The organism is Streptomyces sp. NPDC027962, from assembly GCF_055566095.1.
The window spans coordinates 1-1,310 of the sequence record NZ_JBVHTA010000119.1; the positions used below are offsets into that span (position 1 = coordinate 1).

General features: G+C 75.8%; 1 protein-coding gene. It reads right to left on the reverse strand.

The features are described from left to right. Positions 1 to 1,301, reverse strand: a 1,301-nt coding sequence (locus ACZ4SA_RS36960; protein WP_468283262.1) for a polyketide synthase dehydratase domain-containing protein, incomplete at its 3' end; no start/stop codon positions are given. Positions 1,302 to 1,310 lie beyond the last annotated feature (9 nt).

The following is a 1,310-nucleotide window of genomic DNA, read 5'->3' on the forward strand; positions in this document are numbered from 1 at the left end:
GTGAACAGGCCCACCACACGGTCACCCACGGCCAGATCCGTCACACCGGGACCGACCTCCGCGACCACACCGGCCGCCTCGCCGCCCATGACCTCCTCGGTGGCGGCCATGCCGAGCAGCGAGACGAGGTCGCGGAAGTTGACGCCGGCGGCCCGTACGGCGACCCGGATCTCCCCCTCGTCGAGCGGGGCCACGGCCTCGGGGGCGGGGATCAGCTCCAGGTTGTCGAGGGACTCGCGCACGGTCGCGTCGAGCCGCCAGGAGGGCGCGTCGGCGGGCGGCACGAGGGCGCCCGCGGCCGCCGCCCGCACCAGACGGCGTACGAGCACGCTCGTGCCACGCAGCGCGAACTCGCGCTCCTCTCCGTGCGCCAGGACGGCCGGCAGGGACCGTACGAGGGTGTCGGCGTCGGCGACGTCGTCGACGTCCACGAGGACTAGGCGGCTGGGGTGCTCCGCCTGCGCGGACCGCACCAGGCCCCACACCGGCGAGTGCACGAGGTCCGCGACCCGGTCACCGGAGCCGGCCGCGACCGCGCGCCGGGTCACCAGGACGAGGCGGGCGTCACCGAACCGGTCGTCGGCCAGCCACTGCTGGACGGTCGCGAGCGCGTCAGAGGCGGCGCGGTGGACGGCGTACGCGAGGGCGTCGCCTCCAAGGTCGGAGACTTCGGGGGCCGCGTAGAACGGGGCGATGACGACATCGGGCCGGGTCGCGTCCGGCTCGTCCGCGACGGCCAGGGCCAGCTCGTCGAGCGAGACGTACGACGGCACGTCCGCGAGCGCGAACGGATCGACCGCGCCGACGACCGCCCAGCGGCGGTCCGCCGCGACCTCGGGCTCGGCCGCACCCGGCAGCGCGGTCCATGCCGCGCGGAACAGGGCGTCGGAACCGCCGGGCCGGGCGGAGAGCTGCGCGGCCGTGACGTCGCGGAACACGAGGGACTCGACGCTCGCCACCGGCGCGCCCGCGCCGTCGGCCAGCCGCAGGGTCACGGTGTCGCCGGCCGACCTGGTCACCTGCACGCGCAACCGCGACGCCCCGGAGGCGAGCAACGACACGCCGCTCCAGGAGAACGGCAGCTGCACCGCGTCGGCGTCCTTGCCGACCCCGGTGGCGTGGAGGGCGGCGTCCATGAGGGCGGGGTGGAGCGCGAAGCCGCTCGGGTCGGCCCCGTCGGGCAGCGCGACCTCGGCGTAGACGTCGTCACCGTTGCGCCAGGCGGCCGTCAGGCCCTGGAAGACCGGGCCGTAGCCGTAGCCGTCCGCTTCGGCGTTCGCGTAGAAGTCGGAGACGTCCACCGGCTCCGC